The sequence below is a fragment of the Thalassoroseus pseudoceratinae genome, assembly GCF_011634775.1.
Taxonomy (GTDB): Bacteria; Planctomycetota; Planctomycetia; order Planctomycetales; family Planctomycetaceae; genus Thalassoroseus; species Thalassoroseus pseudoceratinae.
Map to the genome: position 1 here is coordinate 440,415 of NZ_JAALXT010000002.1, position 17,237 is coordinate 457,651.

Annotated in this window: 12 protein-coding genes; 11 read left to right on the forward strand and 1 reads right to left on the reverse strand. The window is 54.8% G+C overall.

Annotated features, from left to right (window positions below; translation table 11 throughout):
• Positions 1–117: 117 nt before the first annotated feature.
• On the reverse strand, positions 118–1,347 hold the full coding sequence (tyrS, locus tag G6R38_RS07335) for a tyrosine--tRNA ligase (RefSeq protein WP_166822186.1): 1,230 nt from the start codon (positions 1,345–1,347) through the stop codon (positions 118–120).
• 160 nt (positions 1,348–1,507) lie between these two features.
• Between tyrS and G6R38_RS07340 the strand changes: the two genes are divergently transcribed.
• The 11 genes from G6R38_RS07340 to G6R38_RS07395 all read left to right on the forward strand — a co-directional run bounded on the left by G6R38_RS07340 (position 1,508) and on the right by G6R38_RS07395 (position 17,220).
• Positions 1,508–1,780 carry a MoaD/ThiS family protein gene (locus tag G6R38_RS07340; protein WP_166822189.1) on the forward strand — a complete coding sequence of 91 codons (273 nt, stop codon included), beginning with the start codon at positions 1,508–1,510 and terminating at the stop codon, positions 1,778–1,780.
• 37 nt (positions 1,781–1,817) lie between these two features.
• Positions 1,818–2,696, forward strand: a complete 879-nt coding sequence (locus G6R38_RS07345) for a ThuA domain-containing protein (RefSeq protein ID WP_166822192.1) — start codon at positions 1,818–1,820, stop codon at positions 2,694–2,696.
• A 45-nt stretch (positions 2,697–2,741) separates the two neighbouring features.
• Positions 2,742–3,269, forward strand: a complete 528-nt coding sequence (locus tag G6R38_RS07350; protein WP_166822195.1) for a YegJ family protein — start codon at positions 2,742–2,744, stop codon at positions 3,267–3,269.
• A 125-nt stretch (positions 3,270–3,394) separates the two neighbouring features.
• A complete protein-coding gene (locus G6R38_RS07355; protein ID WP_166822198.1) occupies positions 3,395–4,651 on the forward strand; it encodes a 3-keto-disaccharide hydrolase in 1,257 nt (418 codons plus the stop codon).
• Between the two features lie 67 nt (positions 4,652–4,718).
• Positions 4,719–6,257 (forward strand): uroporphyrinogen-III C-methyltransferase, encoded by a 1,539-nt coding sequence (gene cobA, locus G6R38_RS07360; RefSeq protein ID WP_166822200.1) that lies wholly within the window; start codon positions 4,719–4,721, stop codon positions 6,255–6,257.
• Positions 6,258–6,407: 150 nt separating this feature from the next.
• Positions 6,408–6,941: a sigma-70 family RNA polymerase sigma factor gene (locus tag G6R38_RS07365; protein WP_166822202.1), complete on the forward strand. Its 534-nt coding sequence runs from the start codon at positions 6,408–6,410 to the stop codon at positions 6,939–6,941.
• The gene (locus G6R38_RS07370) at positions 6,938–8,302 is read left to right on the forward strand and encodes a FecR domain-containing protein (protein ID WP_166822205.1); all 1,365 of its coding nucleotides are present in this window, start codon (positions 6,938–6,940) and stop codon (positions 8,300–8,302) included. Before G6R38_RS07365 ends, G6R38_RS07370 begins: the two co-directional genes overlap by 4 nt.
• A gap of 25 nt (positions 8,303–8,327) precedes the next feature.
• On the forward strand, positions 8,328–10,379 hold the full coding sequence (locus G6R38_RS07375) for a DUF1588 domain-containing protein (protein WP_166822209.1): 2,052 nt from the start codon (positions 8,328–8,330) through the stop codon (positions 10,377–10,379).
• Positions 10,380–10,404: 25 nt separating this feature from the next.
• Positions 10,405–11,784: a DUF1552 domain-containing protein gene (locus tag G6R38_RS07380; protein WP_166822212.1), complete on the forward strand. Its 1,380-nt coding sequence runs from the start codon at positions 10,405–10,407 to the stop codon at positions 11,782–11,784.
• 466 nt (positions 11,785–12,250) lie between these two features.
• Entirely contained in the window at positions 12,251–15,769 is a 3,519-nt protein-coding gene (locus G6R38_RS27820; RefSeq protein ID WP_206028496.1) for a PSD1 and planctomycete cytochrome C domain-containing protein, read from the forward strand.
• 59 nt (positions 15,770–15,828) lie between these two features.
• Positions 15,829–17,220: a DUF1501 domain-containing protein gene (locus G6R38_RS07395; protein ID WP_166824027.1), complete on the forward strand. Its 1,392-nt coding sequence runs from the start codon at positions 15,829–15,831 to the stop codon at positions 17,218–17,220.
• The last annotated feature ends 17 nt before the right edge of the window (positions 17,221–17,237 follow it).

Sequence of the window (17,237 nt, forward strand, 5' to 3'; positions counted from 1 at the left end):
CCACACACGGACGCATCCGTGGCGGATCAAGAGTGGTTTGAGATGGAGACTTTGAGAGAGAGTGCGCGGAGTCTTGCAAAAACCTCGAATCAGGTCCATAGCGGTTTTTTAAGCTGTCTAATCGACAAGTTTGACCTGACAGAACTTCTTTTTGCCGGCCCAAACAAGCAAACCGTCTTCGATGGTGATCGGTTCTTCGATCGATTTGATGGGCGTTTTGTCCGCCGTAAGTTTGGCTCCGCCTTGTTGGACAAGGCGTCGCGCTTCGCCTTTCGATTTGCACAACTCCAGCGCGACGAAGAGATCTAGCGGCGGCATTTGGCCATCTTGAAGTTCCTTCAGCGAGAGGACTTTGACGGGAATGTCCGCCGGGAGTCCGCCTCCACCGATCTCGGCTTGCCAGCGGTCCGCCGCGGCGTTGGCGTCGTCTGCTGAGTGGTAGTCTTCGATGACTGCTTTCGCCAGCGCAACCTTCGCGTCTTTGGGATGGCCAGCAACCAACGTGTTCACTTCGTCCAATGGCAAGTCGGTCAGCAATTCGAAGTACATGGGCATCACCGCATCGGGCAACTGCATGAACTTCTTCATCATTTCATATGCCGACTCGCTGATGCCGATGTAATTCCCTAGGCTTTTGCCCATTCGCCGTTCGCCGTCGGTGCCGACGAGGATGGGGCTCATCACGCCGATCTGTTGGGGCAGACTGGCGTCTTTCTGCAGATCACGGGCGAGCATGAAACTGTAAAGTTGTTCGGTGCCGCCGAGTTCGATGTCGGCTTTGATCTTCACCGAATCCCACGCTTGCATCAGCGGGTAGAGACATTCGTGAAGATAAATCGCCGCTTCGTTCGCCATTCGTTTGGAGAAGTCGTCGCGTGTCAGCAGTTGGGCGATGGTGACTTTCCCGCAAAGCATGAGGATATCCGCCAGACCCATCTCGCCGAACCAATCGCCATTGCGATGCACTTCGGCTTTGTCCAAATCGACGACCTTCCCGACTTGACTCAGGTAAAACTGGGCATTCTCTTCGACTTCCTCCGCCGAGAGCCGTTTGCTGCGGGCTTCGTCACGACCGCTTGGGTCGCCGACCATGGCAGTCGCGTTGCCGATGATGATCACCGCTTGATGGCCGAGTTCTTGGAACTGTCGCATCTTCCGCAATGGCACTGTGTGACCGAGATGCACATGAGCCGCAGTCGGGTCGATGCCGTACTTCACTCGTAACGGTTGGCCACTTTCGCGGCTAGCCGTAAGCTTCTGAGCGAGTTCTTCCTCGGGAACGATTTTTTCGATGCCTCGGCGGATGATGGCAAGTTGTTCATCGACGGGCGGAAATGCGGTGGTCATGGGGCGGCCAAATTCAGAACGTCCGAAAGCGGTTGGTGATCCTTGGATCAAAGCGAAAGCGTAGCAAGCTGCATCGCGTCCTTCCACCGCGGAATTGTTGCTGCCGGTCCGATTTGTCATACTTTTGGCAGCGAATGTCAGATTTAGGCGACCAAACACCATGATACAGCTCGAAATTCCAGCGGCACTGAGCCGCCTCACCGACGAGCAGGAAGCGATTTCCGTCGAGGCGGACACCGTCGGCCAAGCTCTGAATGAGTTGTGGAAGCGGTTTCCCAAACTACAATCTCGGGTATTGGATTCCCAAGGGGCGGTGTTTCCGTACTTGCTACTGTTCCACAATGGTCAGAAACTCTCGCGGTCGGAATTCGACACTCAAGCTCTCGACGAGGGTGATACCCTGGAAATTGTGGCTCTCGCTGAAGGCGGTTAAAGTAGCCATCACACAAACTCATTTGGAAAGATGTTTCATGCGAAAACTTGCGCTAACTTTCGCCCTTTGCTTGGCGGTTTGCTCCTCCGGAGTTGCCGCGGACAAATTGGAATTGCTGATCGTCGATGGACAGAACAACCATCAATGGCAAAAAACGACGCCTATCTTGAAGGCGTTTTTGGAGCAAACAGGGCGGTTTCGCGTCGATGTGGCCACATCACCACCGAAAAAATCCCAGCCGGATGCGTGGAAGACGTTCCGCCCGCAATTCGCGAAATACGATGTCGTCCTCAGTAATTACAACGGCGAGCCTTGGCCGGAAGAGGTGCAAAAGAACCTGGAACAATATGTGGCTGGCGGTGGCGGGTTGGTCATCGTGCATGCCGCGAATAATGCGTTTCCCGGTTGGCCTGAGTGGAACAAAATGATTGGCCTCGGCTGGCGGAATGCGAAGTACGGCCCGAGAGTGACTGTTAACGACGATGGCGATACCGTTCGTACGGAAGCTGGAGAAGGCCCAGGAGCCGGACACGGCCCTCAACATGAGTTTTCCATCGTGATTCGCGATCGTGGTCACGCGGTGATGGACGGCATTCCGGCGGAATGGATGCATTTCAAAGACGAACTCTACCACGGGCAACGTGGACCCGCTCAGAATATGCACATCCTCGCCACGGCGTATTCCGACCCGGCGAAACGCGGCACCGGAGCCCACGAACCGATGGTTTGGTGGATTCCTTACGGCGAAGGCCGCGTCTTCACGAATGTCATGGGGCACGCCGACTACTCGATGCACTGCGTCGGTTTTCAAACGGTCACCGCCCGTGGAGCGGAATGGGTCGCCACCGGTGAAGTGACCTTGCCCGTGCCGAAGAACTTTCCTTCCGCAGGAAAAACCAGCACCCAAGAACCGTAGTTCTTGATTTTCGAATGCCTCTGCAAGACCACGAGAAATCTAGCTATGAGCGTCCTAACTCGCCTTTTGATCGTATGGATCGGAATCGGCTTCACTCTTGCATCGACGGGATGCGAAGAGACGAATATCGAATCCGGCGACACTATTGAGCGTGATGGTCAGCCGGACGTGGTCTATGTCGAGAAGGGCGACCCGGAAATGGAACAGGCGCGTGACGAAGCCCGATCGACGGTCGATCAGTTCGTCAGCGCGCTTGAGTCCCCGAAGCCGTCGCAGTCAAATTTCTCCGTCAAGGTGCCGGTCGAAGAAGACGGATTAGTCGAGCACATGTGGCTAACTCCCGTTCAATTTGAGAACGGTCGATTCGCGGGAATCCTCAACAACGAACCGGTCCAAATCACGAAAGTGAGTGTTGGAGACCGCGTTGAGGCGGCCGCGGACGAGATCTCGGATTGGATGTATGTTGACGATGGATTCTTAGTGGGCGGGTACTCGAGAAGACTGATGCGAAGTCGGTTGACGGAAGAGGAACGGAAACAACTCGACCAGCATATGCCCTATAAGATTCGATGACGTTGCCGTGCCAGACAGCGATTGATTCGATATGCTTCGGATTCCAACACTGAGATTCCGATTGAAACTCTCGTTTTACACGCAACTCCCAATTTCCCTCAATGACTATTCTTGAAATTCCCCCTATGACTTACCCATTCCTGCGAAGTTCTGTGCTGTTTGTTCTTGCGTTGTCTGCGGGATGCGGAAACTCATCCCAAGAGACTCGACAATCAGATTCCGTTAATGAACAGCCAACGAAAACTGTTGAACCATTGACTGATGAGCAAATCACGGAAGGCTGGGTGAAGTTGTTTGATGGGGAGTCGCTGTTTGGGTGGCAAGCCAATGATGCGGACGCCGATGATGCCGTCAAGTGGGAAGTGAAGGATGGTGTCATTGTCGGAAGCGAGGGTGGCAAAAGTTTGTTATTCACTCATGTGCCGTTCGGCGACTTTGAATTGCAGTTTCAGTACAAACTCGAAACCGGCGGAAACAGCGGTGTGTTCCTGAGGAGTGAACGCAACCCGAAGGACCCGGCTGTCGACTGCTATGAACTCAACTTCTGCGATACCCACGATGAGTTTAAAACCGCGAGTCTCGTGGGGCGTGTCCAGCCTTCAGAACCTGTGTCCGGCGATGGTGAGTGGCAGTCCGTCGAAGTCCGCTGTCATGGAAATCAAATTACCGCAAGTTGGAATGGCAAGCAGGTTTTGAGTTTCGAGGATGAAAGCCAGAATTCCCGAGCCAGCGGCTTCATCGGTCTCCAGAAGAACGCAGGAAAAATTGAGTTCAAAAATGTTTCCCTCAAACCCCTAGACCTTGAACCCCTTGTCACTGGAGATACTCTTGACGGTTGGCGGGAAGTGCCTGGATCGCAGAGTGAGTTCAAACTGCAAGACGGCATGATTCACGTCACTAATGGGCGGGGGTATTTAGAGACGGAAAAGACATGGGGTGACTTTGTCCTGCAAGGGGAGGTCATGACTCATGGCGACGCCCTCAACAGTGGGATCTTCTTTCGAGCCATGCCGGGCACCGAAAAAGACCCAGCCAACGGCTATGAATACCAGGTTCAAAATGCGTACGAAGATGACGATCGCACGAAGCCTGCTGACTTCGGCACCGGTGGTATTTATCGGCGTGTGAAGGCTCGTAAGGTTGTCTCGAATGACAAAGAGTGGACTTATCTGACTCTAGTTGCCGTAGGGCCGAACATTGCCACTTGGGTGAACGGTGAACCTGTCGTCGCCTGGACTGACGACCGCAAACCCGATGAGAACCCCCGTCGCGGGCTCCGAACCGAGCCAGGCCATATCAGTCTTCAGGGACACGACCCAACGACAAATCTTGATTTCCGTAATCTTCGGATTGCAGACATCGCGAAGCCGGAAGGCGAATAGTCGTCGAGCGATCAGGCCCGGACCAAGTTCTTAGTTACTATAACTTTACCCCTCAAACTCTAGTTTTATGACGAACCCTGGTACTGTCTATCTCGTTGGAGCCGGTTCCGGTGATCCAGGTTTGATCTCGTTGCGAGGGGTCGAGTGTCTGCGGCAGGCGGATGTTGTCTTGTACGATGGCTTGGTGAATCCGCTGATTCTTCGGCACACACGAGCATCCGCCGAACGAACAAGTCGAGCGATGGGCCCGGATGGGCGGCGGATCGATCAAGCCGAGATTAATCAGCGACTGATCGACGCCGCGAAAGCGGGTCATACGGTTGTGCGACTCAAAGGCGGCGATCCGTTTATCTTTGGTCGCGGCAGCGAAGAAGCTGCGGCACTTGCGGCGGAGGGCATTCCGTTTGAAGTCGTACCAGGAGTGACCGCTGCCGTCGCAGCGGGTGAGTACGCCGGCATCTCGTTGACTCATCGCAATCTTGCTTCCGCTGTCGCGTTCATTACCGGTCATGAAGATCCGACAAAGTCGGAGTCCTCACTCGACTACAATCAGCTCGCGGCCTTTCGTGGAACACTCGTGTTTTACATGGGGTTGCACCGGCTACCGAAAATCGCGGCGGCTCTTATTGAAGCCGGTAAAGATCCGGCGACGCCCGCGTGTGTCATTAGTCGCGCCACAACCCCACTGCAACGAACGGTGACGGCTCCTCTCCAAGACTTACCGGAAACCGTCGCGGCAGCGATGCTGCAAGCACCGTCGTTGATCATTGTTGGCGAGTGCGTTTCCCAACGCGAGCAAATTGCTTGGTTTGAACGGAAGCCGTTGTTCGGGAAATCCATTGGCATTACCCGGCCAATCGGTCAAACCAAAGAACAAATCAGTCAGTGTCTCGCACTCGGGGCGCGGCCTGTCTTGCTGCCGACAATTGAAATCACATCGCCGGAAAATTGGCAAACCGTTGACGACACAATCGCCCGAATTGACAAGTTTGATTGGCTCATCTTCACGAGCACAAATGGCGTGCAATCGTATCTCGACCGACTTTGGCAGCTTGGTTACGATTCTCGACGATTGGCGAACGTCAAGATCGCTGCAATCGGTCCATCGACGGCGGGAAGCCTCGAAGCGTACCACTTGCGAGCCGATGTCGTTCCTGAGGAATACCGGGCCGAAGCTCTCGCTGAGTCCTTGAAGCCGCTCGCCGCCGGGCAGCGGGTGTTGTGGGCGGGGGCGAATCGCGGACGGGAAGTACTGATCGACGAATTGACCGCAATCGGTGCGACCGTGGAAAAACTGGTCGTCTACCACAACCACGATGCCACCACATTCCCCGAAGCCGAACAAGCGTTGCTGGAAGCCGGTGGAATCGATTGGATTGGCCTGAGCAGTCCGTCCATCGCCCGCAATCTTCGAGACATCCTTGGCAAAACGGCGGAGCAGCATCTTGGGAATCGAATTCGACTTGCCGCCATTAGTCCTGTGACGGCATCGGCGGCTGCGGAAGTCGGTCTTCCCGTCGCCACGGTTGCCACCGAATACACATGGCAAGGCATTTTCAACGCCATCCAAGCGTTCGAGGAATCATCGCCGTCGGAACCGGACTAATCGCGTTCCCAGGGTGAGTCGCCGCGTGAAGCCGAATGGGCTCGCTTGCCGAACGACGTGAGTCCTTGCCGAAATGTTCAATTTCCGAAAAAAAATGATCTTTATCGGAAAAAGAGCGGCAAATCGGTGAGGGTCTTGGCGGGTTCTTGTATGGCAAACTCGAAGTCGAATGAACAAGAAGTCTTTCTGAGGCTCTTTCTGGAGCACGAGCAGGCTTTGCGCGGGTACGTGCGAGCACTAATGGTGTCGCGTGAGGATTCGACCGAAGTCATGCAAGATGTGGCGGCGGTCCTTTGGCGAAAATTCGATTCCCAAAATCCGCCCGTGGAGTTCAGAAGCTGGGCGTTCGGAGTGGCCCGAATGCAAGTGCGAGAGTTTTATCGAGATCAGGGTCGGGATCGGCATATATTCGCCGAAGATGTGCAGGCATTGATCGAGCAGCAAGTGAATGTGCAAACGCGGCATTCAGACCGTCGACAGGAGGCGTTGGACGAATGTCTTGCCAAGCTGTCTTCCGATCAACGAGAGTTGGTGGACCAAGCCTACGTGACTGGGGCGCGGATCGACGAACTCGCCAAGCTGCGGGGACGCACACCGATGGCGCTCTATAAGACGCTTCATCGGATTCGTGTAGCACTGATGGAGTGTATGCAGCGGCAGTTGGCACGGGAGGAACTCGCATGAACAACATCACTCAACAGGCTTTGGAGTTGATCGGACGCCATGCGGAGGGACTTGCGACCGCCGCGGAATCGCAAGAACTCGAGACGCTCATGCGGGCGAATCCTGAGCTTGTGGAACTTCACGTTAAGTATTTCTTGCTTGATGACGCTTTGGTGAATCGGGCCCGAGAGACCGAAGGAGCTGTCGCCCAGCGGAACGATGCGGTGGTGACGCCACGTCCTCGGCAATCGACGAATCTGACGGTTCTGAAGTTGATGCTGGTTTCGGTTGCGATGGTGCTTCTTGGTGTGGCCGTCTTCTGGCGGACCGACACTTCAAGCACCGTTCGAGCAATTGTCGTCGATGCTGACAATCTTGTTTTGGAAGGTCACACCAACCAGATTACGGCGGGTGAGTCGATTGATCTTGGCCGCATCGCTTTGCAATCAGGCCGGTTGGAAGTTGAGCTTGAATCCGGTGTGCGACTGGAAATGATCGCCCCGTTTGCCGGGATACTGATCGATTCCATGCAACTTCGTTTGTTGAGTGGTCGTTTAAATGCCGACGTCGGCCAACGAGGGCAGGGCTTCACCGTGCGAACAGATGCCGGTGACGTGATCGATCTGGGCACGCGGTTTGGCATCGAAGCGGACGCTGGAGGGGAGTGTCGTGTTGCGGTGTTCTCTGGTGAAGTGGAACTTCGTCCGCGATGTGCCGACGGGGCGACGGAACAACGTCCAACGGTACGATTGACGGAAGGACAAGCAGCCCGCTTCTCCGCTTTGGCAGGACTGCGGCAGTGGCGGGAAGTCGCGCTCGCAGCGAAAGCCGCCGGGATTTCATCGCAACCGTATGCCGGCGTGGTCGCTACGATCCAAGATAATCTTGGAACGGAGAAACTCCATCCCTTCTACGGTTTGGTGCAGGGCGGAATGCGATCCGGAGCCGTGGCTTACACGGACAAACCGCGTCCCGCGTGGTGGGCCGTCGAGGGCGGCAAGTTTCCGGCGTTCTTGGAGGGGGCGGACTTGATTCGGACCTATCACCAGTTTCGCTGGAAACGGAATTACCGATTACGTTTGGAGCTTCGGAGTTCCGCGGAAATTTTCGTTCTTCGGGATGTTCGCGAGGATGCTCCGAATTGGCTGAAGTCGGAATTCACCGACACCGGCGTTCGACTTCGTGTCGGGCCATGGCATCCGCAATTTGCGGATGAGCCGGGCGTGCTGATTCAAAAGGGAGAGCCGTACTTGATCGCCGCAGTGTGGCGGCGGGTCGCGGATGCGGGCGTGGTCGAACTCGGCTCAGCACGAGCCGACGATGGCGATGCTCTGACAATCATGTACGGCTTGGCCGTCAAACCGCTTTCCATCAAACCTTGATCGCCATCAGAAAACTATGCAAACGATGTCCTATTCTCACAATCTCCGGTGGCTAGTTTCCCTCGGTGCGATTCTGTGCGGCACGACTGTCTTTGCCACAGAGACGCCGAAGTCGGAGCTTGGCACATTCGTTGCAGAGCATTGTGTTGTCTGTCATAACGCCGAATTGTTGATGGGGAAACTCAATTTGCAACACGTTGCCGAGAACCCATCGGCAGCCGATTCCGTGTTGCTGCAACGACTGCATGAGGTGGTTGCGAATCAGGAGATGCCCCCCGTCGATGAGCCGCAACCGAGTGAGAAAGTTCGAGCGAGTTTTCTCGCAAAACTGACGGCAACTCTCAAGACGCGTTCGGACGCTGAGAATAAACTGCTAGAACCCGGTTGGGGGAACTTGGTCGATCATCAAGCACTCTTCACCGAACCGGATGTCCGTCGGGCGGCGACCCCAGCGCGGTTGTGGCGACTGAGTCCTCACATCTTTATGCAGCGAGCGAACGACGTTTCGCGAATGCGGATGCTCGTGGTTCGGCCAAACCAGGGGGGCGATGGTCTCCATCCGGCCTTCGCGTACATGACACCGCCGCACGCGTTTCGTGACAATGCAGCCACCCACGCATTCGAGGCGGCGACGACGGAGTTGCTGTTCAATGTCTGTTGGGAGATCGCCGGATTCCAGACGCTTCCTGATTCTCCGCGTCTCAATCCTCATGTGCGGAGGTTTCGGAACAAAACGGAACGAAGCGATCGTGATTGGCGGCAATTGATCTCAATGCAATTGCGTCTAGCGTTGCGACGTAATCCCCAAAAAGATGAAACCGAAGGCTTGTTGGCACTGGCACGGAAGACCGAGAAGCAAGCAGGGCTCGATGCTGCCTTGCAATCCGTTTTCACCGCCGTGCTATTGAAGCCGGAAGCCGTGTATCGGTTCGAGGTTGGTGATGGAAAGCCCGATGAGTTCGGTCGTGTGTTCCTCTCGCCCTACGAATTGAAGCATGCGATTGCGTACGCTCTGACTGACCACGTCCCCGATGCCAAACTCGACAAGGCCGCGACATCGGGGAATCTCGCGACGCGTGCCGATGTCCGACGTGAAGTCGAGCGTTTACTCGCTGATTTCGAGACGACATCACCGCGGTTGCTACGATTCTTTCAAGAGTATTTCGAGTACCCCAAAGCGCGGGCGGTGTTCAAAGATCGCCGCCGGGCCAATGCGATCTTTGCCCGAGAGCGGTTGGAAGACGCCGACGAGTTTGTCTTGAACATTCTGGAGGATGACCAACAGGTTCTTCGTCGACTACTCACCGAAGATACGTTGTTCGTCGTCTCGAAGGGACTTCAACGAATGAACGCGCCCACCGAAAGACGGTTCCGCCGGGATCTTCTGCCTGATTATGGTTTCCCGAGCAACTGGGAATGGGAAAAACAGCAACCGCTGAAACCCAAGATCGGTCGTCGGTCCGGTATGCTGACCCATCCCGCTTGGTTGTTGGCGTTCTCGGACAACGAAAAGAATCAGGCGATTCAACGCGGCCGGTGGGTGCAGATGAAATTACTCGGCGGCACAGTTCCCGACACGCCCATTGGTGTGGACGCCAAATTACCGACCGATCCCCATCTCACGTTGCGTGAAAAGATGAAACAAGTGACGAGTGCGGGTTACTGTTGGAATTGTCATCAAAAGATGGACCCGCTGGGGCTGCCTTTTGAACAATTCGATGACTTCGGTCGTTGGCGGGAAGAGGAGCTTGACCGTCCGGTCGACACCACAGGCATGGTCACCGTCGGAGTGCCCGAGGTGGACGGCCCGGTGTCTGATCCTTTTGAGATGATGGAGCGTTTTGCGGCGTCCCAGCATGTGGAACAAGTTTTTGTGCGGCACGTCTTTCGCTATTTCCTGGGTCGCAATGAGACCCTGGATGACGCACCGACACTCATCGATGCGCATCGGGCATATCGCGAGCACGGCGGCAGTTTCAAAGCATTAGTCACCTCGCTATTGACGTCCGATTCTTTCCTTTATCGTCGCGTGACTGTTTCACCGGAAACAGCCGCAGCCACAAACGAGCGGTCCTAGTCAATCCATCAGGAACCGAACCGATATGACAAACCAATCAACGCTCAATCGCCGTCATTTCATCAAGAATCTGACGCTAGGAGCAAGTGCGCCTGTACTCGTTCCCATGCTGAATCGGATCGCCATGGGAGCCGACGGCGACACGCCGCCCTTGCGGTTCTTGTTTGTTCTAGAAGGCAACAGTGTGCCGCCGCGTCAGGTGTGCCCAGACGGCATTCCGTTTGTGGAACGCGAAGAACGCACAAAGTTTGTAGAACACTCGTTGCACGACACAACGTTGCCAACGGCACTGAAACCGATTGAAGACTTTCGGGATCAGCTGACGATTGTGCAAGGGCTTTCTGGGCGGATGTGTTCGGGGGGGCATTCGAGTGATCACGGCGCACTCGGTGCCTATCACGCGAATTCCGGCCGCAGCATTCTGGCACCCACAATTGATGCGGTGTTGGGGCAAGCATACCCCGGTATTTTTGAAAATCTCGTCTTGGGCATTTCGAGTGATGTGCGGAAAGCGGTGGATTTCAACTGCTCAGCCGCCGCTCGTGGTCGCAGTCTCGCGACGTTGCTTCATCCTGATATCGCTTACACACGACTTTTCGGGAGCATCGCTGAAGGCAGGGCAAAGTCTTCGTTCCGGGCTCGTGCTAATGTGCTTGACTATATCAAAGATGACATCAAGCGAGCGCGACGGGAACTTGGTTCGGTGGAAAAAGCGAAAATGGATGCATACCTCTCGGCTTACGAGGGGCTTGATGCAACGTCCAAACGCCTGGTGGAATCACGTGAGACGTTGGAGAGTGTCGTCCCGGAGCGTACGGACAAATTCTCCTCAACGGTCGAGACGGATCGACTCGATGCGCACTTCGAGTTGGCCACAGCGGCACTCATTGGTGGGATGACCAATTGTGCCACAATTGCGTCGGGTGTCGGCTTTCCTAACTTCAACATTACATTCACTGGACTCGGAATCCAAACCGGCAAACACCCGATTGGTCATGGTCTTTACATCGAAGACGACCGCACGGCTTGGGAGCAGTCACAGAAGATTCGGGCGTTTCACTTTCAGCTCATTAACCGCACGATGAAAAAGCTCGCTTCGATGCCGGAAGGCGATGGCACCATGCTCGATCGCACGGTGATTGTCTATCTTAGCGATGGAGCGGAAACCCATCATAGCCGGTGTTTTGAGTGGCCGTTCGTTGTGCTTGGCAACGCGAATGGGCGTCTGCGAGCTGGGCGATATCTGCAATATCCTGACTACGGCACCGACGGGCATCGGACCATCAATGCCCTGTACCACACATTCCTTCACGCGGCTGGACTTCCACGCGACGAATTCGGCTCGCTCGATCCGAACCTGGACGAATCCATGCACCGGGGGCCATTGGAAGAGTTCTACGTGTAAGATCGGTGATCACGAAGCACGCATCCAATGTATCGAGTGTGTGCTGAACTCGACTGGAACATGGATGACATCCCAGCACACGAAACCGGCTGGCGGTTGGAGTCGAAAGTATGCGACACGGACTTTCATGGACTCATCGTGGCCAGTTTTGATTGGCATTCCCGGACTTTCCGGTCATCTGAAGAAACGTGGTTAAGGCGGGACAACCGCCGCGTTGTGGCATTTCTGGTATTCGTGTCGTAGAATTTTCCGACGATGCCGTGAACACTCGGAACCGTCGTATGTCACCCCGGCAAAAATGCAGTTTGCCGAGTTGCAATCATCAGTTCCGCGCAGCATCGAAGTGTCGCAAATCATTAATCCCGTGTCGCATTCTATACTCGACAGCGGCCATGTCGGTGCGATAATTGATTTGCAGGCTAGGTGCTTGTCTCAATTGCCGCAGTTTATCCCTCCGATAACCGCTATGACAAATTTCCCAACCCTTCTCACATTGGTTTTGGCATCCGGCGTTTTTGGGCTGGTCGGTCCGAAGTCGGTCCACGCAGACGAACAAGCCGCGACCGCTCAACAACTGGAGTTCTTCGAGAAGGAAGTTCGGCCGTTGCTGGCGAAGCACTGCTATCAGTGTCACAGTGCCGATGCCAAACGTGTGGAAGGTTCACTATTGCTCGATCGTCGCGAAGCTCATTTGCGGGGCGGGGATTCAGGAGCGGCCATTGTTCCCGGGGATGCCGACAACAGTTTGCTGATCGAAGCGGTACGCTACGAATCCTACGAGATGCCGCCCAAAGGCAAACTACCGGATCGCGAGATCGAAATTCTTGTGCGGTGGATCAACATGGGGGCCCCTTGGCCGGACGAACCAGCACCGACCGCCGAGGCGACCATCGAAGAATTTGACCTCGCTCAACGCAAAGCCGAGTTCTGGGTTTGGCAGCCAATTACCGATCCAAAAGCCCCTTTGGTTCAGCAAGACAATTGGCCCCGGAACAACATTGATCGTTTCATTCTGGCACGTCTCGAAGAGGCCGGTCTCAGGCCGTCTGGTGATGCGGACCGAACTGCTTTGTTGCGACGACTTTATTTCGATTTGATCGGGCTTCCGCCAACGCCCGCCCAGGTACAATCATTTCTTGCGGACGAGAGCGATGGAGCGGTCGAGAAAGTTGTCGATGAGTTACTGAGTTCTCCGCATTTCGGTGAACGGTGGGCTCGACATTGGTTAGATCTCGTGCGATATGCGGAATCGCGGGGGCATGAATTCGACAATGATACGCCGAATGCGTTTCAATATCGGGACTATGTGATTCGGGCATTGAATGCCGATGTCCCGTATGATCAGTTTGTCCGCGAGCATATCGCAGGGGACTTGCTGCCCAAACCGCGACTGCACCCGACGGAAAAGTTCAACGAATCGGTGCTGGGCACAGGATTCTGGCATCTCGGCGAATGGGTACACTCACCCGTTGATGTTCGCAAGGATGAGGCCGATCGTTTTGACAACATGCTCGACGTGATGTCGAAGACTTTTCTAGGTGTAACTGTAGCCTGTGCTCGGTGCCACGATCACAAGTTCGATGCCATTTCAACGGCGGATTACTATTCGCTAACGGGATTTCTTCAAAGCAGCGATTATCGCCAAGTTCGGTTTGAAACGGCGGCCCACAATCGCCGCTTGGCCGAACGTCTTGCGGAGGTTGATGCGAAATATCAGCGTCAGATTGCCAAGTTTCTTGATAACCAGGGGATTTCACGACCAAAGCAAACGAGCTATCTCGATGACGAAGCAATTGTTGTCGATTACGGAACCATTCCTCAAACCGAATTTCGACAGGATGGCTTCATCTTCGGATCGTCACCGCGACGAGAGGGCTTCGCATATCCCACGGCTCAAAGTGGTTCGGTCGAAATTGCCAAGTTTGCATCCGCTGTGAACGATCCGATCTGGTCGGGACTGGAGTCAATCACAGCAGGGTCGGTTCACAATAGAAGCACGATTGCGAAACTTCCAAAAAGCGGTCGCACCCTGCGGTCGCCTACGTTTGAACTGAAAGATGGGGCTGTGAGTTGCCTTGTCGAAGGGGAAGGGCACGTTTTCGCTTGCGTGGATTCACATCGCCTCGTCGCTGGTCCACTTCACAAAGAGACAATCCGGCCCATCAAACCCGGCACGCATTGGGTCAATCTGAATCTCTCACGATATGTCGGTCATCGAATTCATCTGGAATTTGTTCCGGCGAAGAACGCTCAGTTGTCCGTCCGGATGATCACACAGGGATTGGATGCGGCGGGACGGGCGGAGATTGACCGAAAACTGACCGTGTTGGACAAACCTCATGTTGAATATGCCCAGGCTGCTGAAGCTGTCTTGAACAGCAAGGTTCAAGTTGAGGAACGCATCTTCGCTGACTTCGAATCCGGAAACTACGACGGTTGGACAGCCACCGGCGAGGCGTTCGGGGCGATCCCACAAACGCTGGAAACGATCGCTCCGTACCAGGGACGTATCAACGGCCGCGGGAAATACTTCGTCAATTCGCACAACATTCGCCCCGGGGGCGACGTTCGCAAAGGGGATCGGCTGACGGGAACGCTGACTTCGACGGAATTCACGATCGACTTCGACACGATTGAATTCCTCGTGGGTGGCGGAAGTCATCAGGGAAAGACGTGCGTTAACTTGGTCATTGACGACGAAGTCGAATTGACGGCCACGGGACGCAACAACAACCAGATGTCGGTTCACCGTTGGGACGTGCGGCCGTATCAAGGCAAAAAGGCGATGATTCAGGTTGTCGACAATCACCAAGGCGGTTGGGGGAATATCGGGGTCGATCACATTGTGTTCCAGAAAGCCGATTCCGAAACGAAAGGCAGTGTGGTCGCAAATCGTATCCTCCGTGCCTGGACTGACGAACGTGAGAAGATCAGTCGACAAATTTTGCGGAAGTCGCACGTGGCACCGGCGATGATGGATGGAACCGGAGAAGACGCACATATCTTCATTCGTGGGAACTCCTCGAAACCAGGTGATATCGAACCGCGTCATTTTCTGACGGCAATCTCCGGCGATGAACCCCTGGAGATCGAATCGGGAAGTGGCCGATTGAAACTTGCCCGGCTGATCAATGCCCCAACGAATCCGCTGACATCGCGAGTAATTGTCAATCGCATTTGGCATCACTTGATGGGGCGGGGGATTGTTCCCACCGTCGATGACTTCGGATTTCTCGGCCAACGACCGACGCATCCTAAATTGCTCGACCACCTCGCCACACGACTTCGCAAGGATGGCCAGAGTCTCAAACAGATGATCAAGTACGTCGTCCTGTCACGAGCGTACCAAATGTCGAGTCACGCTGACCCCCATGCCATCGCAGCCGACCCCAAAAATCAGCTTTGGCATTACCGACCGCCTCAACGGTTGGAAGGGGAGGTTATTCGGGATTCGCTACTCGCATTGTCGGGCCGTCTGGATGAAACTCAGTTCGGTCCGCCAATTCCGATTCACCTCACACCATTTATGGACGGTCGCGGTCGTCCGAATCAAAGTGGACCATTGGATGGGGCCGGACGACGTTCAATCTATATTGCGGTGCGTCGCAATTTCTTGTCGCCAATGATGCTAACATTCGACACGCCGAATCCCTTCAGTTCGATGGGACGGCGAAATGTTTCAAATGTGCCAGCACAAGCTTTAATACTTCTGAACGATCCCCTGGTAGTGGAGTTATCCCGCGAATGGGGGCAGAGAGCGTTAGAGCAAACAGCAGGGGCCAGCGAAGATGCAGCCGCTCAGCGAATCAACTGGCTGTATCTTTCTGGTTTCGGTAGATACCCAACCACACAGGAACGTGAGACAGCCCTCAATTTTCTTCAGTCTCAGGCGGCGGAGCGGAATGTGACGCCTGACGACTCGGACCTCTGGGCCGACCTTGCTCATGTGCTGGTCAATACAAAGGAGTTTATTTTTCTCCGATGAACACACCAAACCCATACCCCTGCCAACGCTACCAATCACGACCCACAACACGCCGCGAAATGCTGGCAACGTGTGCCGGTGGATTTGGCGCGCTCGCCCTGGCGGCGTTGCAATCTGATCCGACGTTCGCTGGTGATCAATCAACATCGGGACCGGGTCATGCTGGGCACGGCCCGCACCATAAGGTTCGAGCGAAGAACGTCATTTTTCTCTATATGGACGGTGGACCGTCCCAAGTCGATACGTTCGATCCCAAGCCAATGCTCGACAAATACAATGGCAAGGACCCCGGAAACCTTTTCGATGTCGAGCCGACCCAGTTCAACAATAACGGCACGGTGCTTGCCAGTCCTTGGAAGTTCCGGCAGCATGGTGAGTCGGGTATCCCGGTAAGCGAACTTTTTCCCCACGTGGCGGAATGTGTCGATGAATTAGCCGTCGTACGCTCGATGACGTCAAACTTCCCGGAGCACACCTTCGCGAATTACTTCTTACACACCGGTAGCGGCTTGCAAGGGCGGCCGAGTATGGGCGCTTGGGTGAACTACGGTTTAGGAAGTGAATGCCAAAATCTGCCCGGTTTCGTCGTTCTTAACGGCGGACTTATTCCGCCAGGTGGACTCGACTGTTTCGGGAGTGGGTTTCTGCCGGCGAGTTATCAAGGCTCAGTCTTCAAACCATCCGGAACCGGTGTCGCAAACATCAAACCGACCGAAACAACACCGGTCAAACAACGCGCGAAACTCGATCTCATCAATCAACTCGATGGACTCGCAACGAAGCAATTTGGGAAACACGATAGTCTAGAGTCTGCAATCAAAAACTATGAGCTAGCCTATGCAATGCAAATGGCAGTTCCTGAAGTGATGTCACTAGCGAAAGAACCTCAGCACTTACAACAAATGTATGGGATGGAATCCAATTTCGAGCCAACACGAATCTATGCCGCCCAGTGTTTGATTGCTCGCCGAATGATCGAGCAGGGTGTTCGTTTCATCGAGTTGACTTGTCCAAAAGTTGGTGGGGATCGTTGGGATCAACACTCGAACTTGAAGTCCGGTCACGAGAACAATGCGCGTGCGGTAGATCAACCCATTGCCGCACTCTTGAAGGATCTCCGACAACGCGGTCTGCTCGACGACACGCTCGTTGTCTGGGCAGGTGAGTTTGGACGGACGCCATTCGCCCAAGGGAAGAACGGTCGCGACCACAATCAATATGGATTCACCGTCTGGCTAGCCGGCGGAGGCGTGAAACCGGGCATGATCTACGGAGCGACTGACGAATGGGGATACAAAGCGATTCAAGATCGCGTCGAAATCCACGACCTCCATGCCACCATGCTGCATCTTCTCGGCGTTGATCACACACGTTCGACCTTCCGCTTTAGCGGTCGCGACATGCGGCTGACCGATGTGCATGGTCATGTGATCCACGACATTATCGCCTGACTCTGTCACTATTCTTT